Annotated in this window: 4 protein-coding genes; 1 reads left to right on the plus strand and 3 read right to left on the minus strand. The window is 71.0% G+C overall.

Features of this window, described 5'->3' with window-relative positions; translation table 11 throughout:
• Nucleotides 1-583 precede the first annotated feature (583 nt).
• A complete protein-coding gene (locus VFE05_17265; GenBank protein ID HET6231829.1) occupies nucleotides 584-1,015 on the plus strand; it encodes a GNAT family N-acetyltransferase in 432 nt (143 codons plus the stop codon).
• Nucleotides 1,016-1,298: 283 nt separating this feature from the next.
• Here the strand turns inward: VFE05_17265 and VFE05_17270 are convergent, their stop codons facing one another.
• The 3 genes from VFE05_17270 to VFE05_17280 all read right to left on the minus strand — a co-directional run bounded on the left by VFE05_17270 (nucleotide 1,299) and on the right by VFE05_17280 (nucleotide 5,586).
• The gene (locus VFE05_17270; GenBank protein HET6231830.1) at nucleotides 1,299-2,876 is read right to left on the minus strand and encodes an SDR family oxidoreductase; all 1,578 of its coding nucleotides are present in this window, start codon (nucleotides 2,874-2,876) and stop codon (nucleotides 1,299-1,301) included.
• A gap of 261 nt (nucleotides 2,877-3,137) precedes the next feature.
• On the minus strand, nucleotides 3,138-3,740 hold the full coding sequence (locus tag VFE05_17275) for a hypothetical protein (GenBank protein ID HET6231831.1): 603 nt from the start codon (nucleotides 3,738-3,740) through the stop codon (nucleotides 3,138-3,140).
• 187 nt (nucleotides 3,741-3,927) lie between these two features.
• Entirely contained in the window at nucleotides 3,928-5,586 is a 1,659-nt protein-coding gene (locus tag VFE05_17280; protein ID HET6231832.1) for a DHA2 family efflux MFS transporter permease subunit, read from the minus strand.
• Between the last annotated feature and the right edge of the window lie 638 nt (nucleotides 5,587-6,224).

Raw genomic sequence — 6,224 nt, forward strand, 5'->3', positions numbered from 1 at the left:
GTCGTCCACCACCAGCACCAGATCCGTTTCCATACGCGCGCCGCTCCGGGTTCGCTCGCCCTCCTCGGATCGTGAACATACCTCCACACCCATGTTCGGCAATGCGAGAAGTGTGAGAAGTCGATGCGCGTCTCACAAAGCCACACTGTCCGCCGCGCGGCAGTTCTGACATTCACAGGTTTGGGTGCCGCCCGGTAAATTTCGCGCGCCTCGTTCTCGGCAGCGTTCTCCGGAGGCCGGGAATCGACAAGACGATGCGGCCGTACCTCGCAAGCTCTCTGACCCGGCTGGCCGCCACCGGGAGCCAGACCGTATGATCGACCCCACGCGCCCCGCTCTGTAGACGGCGATCGAGGTGATCGAAAGGCTGGAGCAGACAGGCGTAAGTCGTTAGATTCGAGGATTGTTGTGCGCGGCCTTGCAAGGTGGCGCGCAACGTGGTGGCATCTCCCATCCGCCGCCCACACCAAGTGCGTCCACGGCATCCCGAGGCCGCGGCAGATCACCGACAGAACCACGATCTCTACTTCGCGGCCCGGAGCGCTCCGGGCCGCTGCTTACTTTTTCGCGGATGGAAGAACGAATGGAATTCAGACGAGCGACGGACGCCGACGCGCCGTTCTTGGCGGAGATCAACCGGCAGCTCATCGCCGAGGAGTGGAACGGCGGCGGCATGTCGCTGGAAGGCCTGGAGAGCCGGATGCGGCGCTGGCTGGAGGAGGGCGACTACGAGGCGCTCATCTTCTCCGAGGGCGGCGAGACGGTGGCCTACGCGCTGGTGCGGATCGATGAGGATTCGGCGTACATCCGCCACTTCTTCGTGCTGCGCGAGCACCGCGGGCGCCGCCTGGGCTCGGCGGTGATGAAGGTGCTGCTGGGCGAGATCATCCCCCCCGCGCACCGCATCGTGCTGGACGTGCTCGCGACCAACGAGGCCGGCCAGGCCTTCTGGCGCTCCCAGGGCTTCCGCGCATATTCGATGGAGATGGAGCGCCTCCCCACGCCGCCGGAATAGCACCGCCCAACCTGCGGACCAGCGGATGATACACGAAGGGCCGGCGTCAGCGCGACACCGGCCCTTCGTTCGTGAGTCATCTGTCCGAGCGCCTCATCGATCATGCGATCATGCACTTGGACGAGTGCACTGCCACGCGTCCAAACCTCAGAATGGTAGGGGATGACCTGCGTGTCATCCCGCTGCGGCAGCCACGAGGCCCCCCCGACACACGATCGCCTCGGAAGAGCAGGAGCACACATCGGTGCTACCCTACCATAGCTTTAACGCTGGTCCCGAGAGACTACCACGCGACGGGGCCGTAGTCCTTGAGGAAGAGGCCGTGGACGTGGCGTCCGGTGTTGAAGCCGGAGATGATGGGGTCCACGATGCGCGCGGCGCCGTCCACGATGTCGAGCGGCGGGTGGAAGCGGTGCTCGGCCGTCTTGCGGGCCGCGATCTCGGCCGGATCCTCGTCGGTCACCCAGCCCGTGTCGACGCTGTTCATGTGGATGCCGTCGGCCACGTAGTCCGCCGCCGACGTGCGCGTCATCATGTTCAGCGCGGCCTTGGCCATGTTGGTGTGCGGGTGCCGCGTGGTCTTGAACCGGCGGTAGAACTGCCCCTCCACGGCCGACACGTTCACGATGTGCTTGTCGCGCTCGGGCGTGCGCATCATCAGCGGCTTGAGGCGCGCGTTGAGGATGAAAGGCGCCACCGCGTTCACAAGGTGCACCTCCAGCAGCTCCACCGAAGGCACCTCGTCCATCTGCAGGCGCCACGAGTTGCGCCCGCGCAGGTCCACCTGCTGGAGGTCCTGGTCCAGCCGGCCCACGGGAAAGAGGTGCGACGGCACCGCCTCGTCGTCGTCCAGCAGCGGCACCTGCGACAGCTCGGCGGCGTGCGTGAGGCCGGCCACGTCCGCCAGGCGCGCGCGCACGGCGGGCGCGCCGCCGGCCGGCAGCAGGTCGGGCCCGCGCAGGCCCTCGTACGCGCCCAGCAGGCCGCGCACGTGCTCGGGCAACGCGTGAGCCGGCGCGGTCTCGCCCTCCATCATGTGCCGGTAGAAGTCCGGCGGGCGGCGCACCGTCTGGCAGGCGTTGTTGACGATGAAGTCCAGCCGGTCGCGCGTGTCCAGCAGGTGGGTGCAGAATGCCTCCACGCTGGGCGTGTGGCGCAGGTCCAGCCCGAACACCTCCAGCCGGTGCCCCCACTCCGCGAAGTCCGGCTCCGCCGCGTAGCGCGCGGCGGAGTCGCGCGGGAAGCGCGTGGTGACGATGAGGTGCGCGCCCGCCCGCAGCAGCTTGATCCCCGCCTGGTAGCCGATCTTCACCCGCCCGCCGGTGAGCAGCGCCACGCGGCCGGTCAGGTCCGCCGTCTCGGTGCGCTTCACGAAGTTCAGCGCCGCGCAGGTCGGGCAGAGCTGGTCGTAGAAGTGGTGCAGCGCGGTGTAGTCGCGCTTGCAGATGTAGCAGTTGAGCCGCTCGGGCGCCTCCTGGAAACCTTCGTCCGCGACCGCCTCGCCGTGGGCGTCGAAGCCGGTGGGCGGGAAGAGGTTGGGCGTCTGGAACACCGCCTCGCGCCGCAGCCGGCGGATGCCCGTCTCCTGGAGCACCGTCTCGGCCTGGCCCACGTGCGCGGCCTTGCGGTCGCGCTTGGAGGCGCGCAGCATCGTCCGCCGCTCGTCCGCGTCGGGGCGCGAGGCGCGGCCGGCAGCCTCCATCAGCCGCTTGCGCTCGTCCGTCGTGAGCAGCAGGAGCAGCGCGCGGTCGGCGACGACCTCCTCCAGCAGCTCGGCGGCGGCCATGGCGCGCTCCACGAACGCGTCGGCGCCGTCCAGCGCGTCGGAGACTTCGGGCAGGTCGATCTCGGCGAGGGACATCGGCTCTCTATCGGATAGCGGCGCGGGCGCCGGGGGATGCACATCGTCCGGATGCTTCGTGCCGGGCGTAAACCGTGGCCCGGCATGGCGATGAAAAGACGCGAAAGATAACACCTCCCGCTCCGCAGGTGCAGTCGGGGTCCCAGAGCACGCGAAACGGCCCCGCGGAGCAAACGCCGCGGGGCCGTCGTTTCGGAGCTTCGATGGGTGCGACTTCAACCCACCATGCGAGGATTTCCGGAGCGCGGATGGTGAAGCCCGTCACCGCAGCTCGATCTCGCCCTCGGCGTTCGTGGGTCCGTTCCACTCGTGCGTCCAGTTCGCCTCCACGTACGGCTCGGTCCTGTCGACCACCTCGGCGGGGGTGGAGTCCGCCTGCACGACGGCGATCTGGGCCGGGGCCTCCTGGCCGGCGTCCGCGTACATCCTGCGGGTCGCGGCACGCGGGGTATCGATGTCGAAGCCCCAGCGGGCGTAGTATTCCGGATAGCGGAGCCCCACCACGCTGATCTTCGGCTTGTCGAGCTCGATGGCGCGGCGCGCAGCCAGCAGGATGAGGAGCGGGCCCAAGCCCGTGCCGTTCTCCGGGTCCGTCTCGATGTGCTCGATCACCAGGCTGTCGTCGGTGAAGCTGTAGCGCAGGAAGCCGCTCTGCGGGGCCGCCGGCCTTCGGTTGAAGATGGAGCCCACCATCGGAGCGACCTGGCTCGCCGCACGGATGTACCGGTCTTCGTACCGGATCGAGAACTTGTAGCCGTTCGGGTTGGCCCAGAGGAACCTCCGCTGGATGCGCCCCTCGCCGCCGCGATCGTCCAGCAGCCGGCCGACCGCCTGGTTGCCCACCGCGCGCTGCAACGCCAGCACGCCCGCGGGCGTCAGCGGCCCCCGCGTGGGAACGCGGCCGACTGGCGAAGTCTCAGGCGCGGGGGACGATGCGGTTTGGGGAGGGCGTGCGGGACTGTCTTGCAGCCGTTCGCGACGATGCACGGGGGGCTCCGGGTGGATGGGGATCGGGCTGCGCACCTCACGGTGCCGTTCGCGCCGCCGCGTGTCAAGCCGCCGGGCGACGAACGGGCGGCGGCGCGGCGCCCAGCGACGTCCGCACGCGCCAGCCGGTGACGGCGGCCAGGCCCGCGAGCGCCGAGCAGACGAGCATCGCCACGCGGAAGCCGGCGTCGGTAGATGCGCGCAAGGCGGCGCGGACCGCGGCAGACGTGGCGGCGTCCAGGCCGGGCGGCGTGGGCGCCGCGGCCAGCTTCGCGCGGCCCGCGTCGAGCGCCGCGCGCGCGGCGGCGGGAAGGGCCGTGCCGGCGTGCTCCATCGCTGCGAGGTGCCCGTCGAGCGCGCGGTCGAACACGTGCGCGACGAGCGGCGCCAGCGCGGCCAGTGCGAGCACGCCCGCCGCGCGCGCCACGGCGTTGTTCACGCCCGACGCGACGCCCACGTGCCCCGCATCCACCGAGCCCAGCACGGCGTTGGTCAGCGGCGCGACCGTGATCCCCAGGCCCACGCCCAGCACCAGCGACGCCGGGAACACGCCGCGCCAGTAGCCCGCGTCCGCGTTCAGCACGGCGAAGAGGACGAAGCCGAGCGCGGCGAGCGCGGGCCCCGCGGCAAGGACGGCGCCGGTGCCCACCCGCCGCGCCACCGCGTCGCTGCGGGGCGCCAGCAGCAGCGCGGCCAGCGTCATGGGCAGCAGCGCCGCGCCGGCGAGCGTGGCGGAGTAGCCGTGCGCGAGCACCAGGTCGAACGGGATCCAGAAGAAGGCGCCGAACGCCGCGTACAGGCACAGCGTGAGCAGGTTCAGCCCCGCGAAGGCCCGCCCGCGGAACAGCCCCAGCGGCAGCATCGGCTCCACGGGAGATGCACGGCCGGCCACCGCCGCGCGCTCCAGCCGCCGCTCGCGACGCACCAGCGCCGCGCCCGCGAGCACGGCCACGCCCGCCGCGGCGATCACACGCGCGTCGCCCACGCCCAGACGCGGCGACTCCAGCGCGGCGTATACCAGGCCCGCCAGCGCTACCGTGGCGAGCACCGCCCCGGCGAGGTCCAGCCGCCCGCGCCCGCTGCCGCGGCTCTCCGGCACGTGGCGCAGCGTGACGAGCAGCACCGCGGCGGCGAGCGGCAGGTTCACGAAGAAGATCCACCGCCACGACAGGTGGTCCGCGATCCATCCGCCGGCCACCGGCCCCACCACTCCCGCGACGGACGTGAGCGACGACCACAGCCCGATGGCCCGCGCCCGCGCCTGTCCTTGGAACGCGGAGCCCAGGATGGCGAGGCTGCCGGGCATGAGCAGCGCGGCGCCCAGGCCCTGCACGGCGCGCGCGGCGATGAGGGCGCCCATCGCCGGCGCCAGGCCGCACGCGAGCGACGCGGCGGCGAACAGGCACACGCCGGCGGCGAACACGCGCCTCCGCCCGTAGCGGTCGCCCAGTGCGCCGGCCGCGAGGATGCAGCCCGCCAGCACCAGCGAGTAGCTCTCCAGCACCCACTGCACCTGCGCGGACGTGGCCTGCATCTGCTCCTGGAGCGCGGGCACGGCCACGTTCACCGCCGTCGCGTCCAGGAACGCCAGCCCCGACCCCATCACTGTCGCCGCGACGATCCACCGCCCGCCCACGACGCTCGCCTCCGTCGCGCCCGCGGACGGGCCGGCGTGCTCGGCCGGAGGGGGAGCGTCACAGGGCAGGCGCGCGGGGATGGTCATGCGGATCCGGGGCGCGGGTGGACCAACCGGAATTCGGGAGAGGACGCGCGTCGCATCTGCGGAGACGCGACGGCACGCCGTAGGAAGATGCGTATCGCCCGAGAAGCCACGGACACGGCCGGCCGGGAGATGTGCCTCGCGCGAAAGCGCCCGGCGTGCCCGGTCGCGAGATGTGCCTCGCGCGAAAGCGACCGGCGTGCCCGGTCGCGAGATGCGCATCTGCGGAGACGACGCCGCCGTTCGTGATCGAAAGCTGCGCATCGGCGGAGGCGCGGCCGGAACGCGATCGTCGGAAGGCCCGCATCTCCCGAACGCGGGATGCGCATCACCCGAACTCGTCGACCGCACATCTCCAGATCACGTCGACATATGCGTATCTGCCGATCTGGACGTGGGATGCGGATCTGCCATCGCTGCGCACGTCCCGTCGGGCGGAACGATGCGCATCTACCGTTCGCCCGCGGTTCGCCGGCTCGGCGGAACTGGACGATGGACGGCTAGAAGTCTGTTGAAAAACGCTGCGCCTCAGGGTGTGAAGCGGTAGATTGAGGGAGCGAATCTACTGGTGAACTCCTCTTCTGCGTAGAGCGATGCTCGGGCGAAACGACACTCCGCTGGAGCTGTTCCAGATGGTGGAC

This window comes from Longimicrobiaceae bacterium (assembly GCA_035696245.1).
Lineage (GTDB): Bacteria > Gemmatimonadota > Gemmatimonadetes > Longimicrobiales > Longimicrobiaceae > DASRQW01.

Excerpts from the sequence above, each read along its gene's own strand:
- VFE05_17265 (HET6231829.1), top strand. The coding sequence starts at position 584 with ATGGAATTCAGACGAGCGACGGACGCCGACGCGCCGTTCTTGGCGGAG.
- VFE05_17270 (HET6231830.1), bottom strand. The coding sequence starts at position 2,876 with ATGTCCCTCGCCGAGATCGACCTGCCCGAAGTCTCCGACGCGCTGGAC.
- VFE05_17280 (HET6231832.1), bottom strand. The coding sequence starts at position 5,586 with ATGACCATCCCCGCGCGCCTGCCCTGTGACGCTCCCCCTCCGGCCGAG.